At 39.4% G+C, this 1,809-nt stretch carries 2 protein-coding genes; one reads left to right on the forward strand and one right to left on the reverse strand.

All coding sequences use genetic code 11. The features are described from left to right. The first annotated feature begins 892 nt into the window (after positions 1-892). On the forward strand, positions 893-1,459 hold the full coding sequence (locus PLE33_08120; protein HPS61208.1) for a GNAT family N-acetyltransferase: 567 nt from the start codon (positions 893-895) through the stop codon (positions 1,457-1,459). Between the two features lie 168 nt (positions 1,460-1,627). Here PLE33_08120 and PLE33_08125 read toward each other — a convergent pair. Further along, positions 1,628-1,809: hypothetical protein (locus tag PLE33_08125; protein HPS61209.1), on the reverse strand; the 182-nt coding region annotated here is incomplete at its 5' end.

Here is a 1,809-nt window from a genome sequence, read left to right on the forward strand (position 1 = left end):
CAATTATTTTTTCCCATCCCCAAAATAGTTGTTTAACAATTCCCGTTTTTTTGCGGTATGCGGCTATTGAGATTCCCGTATCGTTCCCATATCGCGATACGAGAACGATACGGGAGTCATATCGGAGAGTTATTGAGAGAATTCCAGGTTCTCTTAGGGAATGAAATTTATTTCGTATGCTAATTGTATGCTGTGGTTTGGATTAGCCGGTTCTTTCGACAAAATAAATATATACCATCCTGTTTCTCAAAAAGCGTGTTAAATATATTGCAAGATACGGAAAATTATACTCTTATCTCTTCTCCCTCTGCCAAAGCCCCAAAGGGCGACACAAAAATAGCGATGGTGGTGTAAGCCCCTCGAAAAAAGGAAGATACCTGATTACATTTTATAACTATGTTCTCTGAAAAAGCCCCAAAGGGCGACACTTTGATAGCGATGGTGGCGTAAGCCCCTCGAAAAAAGGAAGATACCTGATTACATTTTATAACTATGTTCTCTGAAAAAGCCCCAAAGGGCGATACTATGATAGCGATGGTGGCGTAAGCCCCTCGAAAAATGCGGAAAATTAAACTCTTATCTCTTCCCCCTCTGCCAAAGCCCCAAAGGGCGACAAAAAAATAGCAATAATGGCATGAGCGTTTTGAATAAAAGGTAAAGTGGATTGAGTTATGTTAATAATTTATCACTTGGCAAAATCATAAGCTTGATTATATTAGCATATAGTTAATCTGACAAAGAGGTATTGACGAATGCCAGAGATGCAAATACAAATACTTATGTGCTGCTGGCTATGCTTACAAAGCCCTAAGTAAAAAAGGATTAACACAAAAATCTAACTGCTCGGACTTTGAGATGATTTGGAAAGAATATCTGGAATACAAATTCATCATTGGAACGATTTAAGATGGTCAAAGAAATAAAAGGACAAAAAGTTACCCTACGGGACCTTACCGTTGCTGACTTGAATGATTATAGAAAATGGTTTACGAAAGGGCAAGAATGGACAAAATGGGATGCACCTTGGGAAGAAATGAGTGATATATTTGCTCAGAACTTTATACAGCGGCTATCTAATCAACTTTCAAAAGAACCTCAAGAGATAAGAACGCGTTTTGAAATAGAAGTAAATAGCACCCATATTGGTTGGGTTTCTTCTTACCTCATAGAAAGAAATCCGAGCTTTCTGGCGGTAGGCATTTCCATCCCGGAGGAGAATTATTGGGCTAAGGGAATTGGCAAGGAAGCATTGCAATTGTGGGTTGGATACATATTTGAAAACTATGGAGTGGAAAACATTTACTGTGAAACCTGGTCTGGTAATGAAAGGATGGTGCGTTTGGCTCGTAGTATCGGTTTTGAGATTATTGAAAATGATAAGATACTGGAATTTAACGGTATGCATTATAACAAACTCAAATTCAGGATTGGCAAGATACCTACACCTCAATGTATCTAATAACCCGAAAAGAAATAGTTGGACTTCTGTTACCTTACTACAAGAAGAATTTGATGCACTTGTGAAAAAGCACTGGATTCCGGATAAATGAAAAGAGAAGCAAATGGTTTGATAATAAAAATGTTCATTCCGAGGGGCTTATGCCACCGTTCCTATAAAAGTGTTGCCCTAAGGGCTTTTTTCATTCGGAAGGACGAAGTCCTCGTCGTTCAAGCACAAGAAGAGGTTGCGCCCTAAGGGGCTTCCAGGAATGGGGAAGAAGGATAAAAAAATACCGTAGCTTACACTAAACGAGGGGCTTACGCCACCATCGCTATTTTTGTGTCGCCCTAAGGGGCTTTCAGGAATGG

This window comes from Candidatus Cloacimonas sp. (assembly GCA_035403355.1).
In the GTDB taxonomy this organism is placed as follows: domain Bacteria; phylum Cloacimonadota; class Cloacimonadia; order Cloacimonadales; family Cloacimonadaceae; genus Cloacimonas.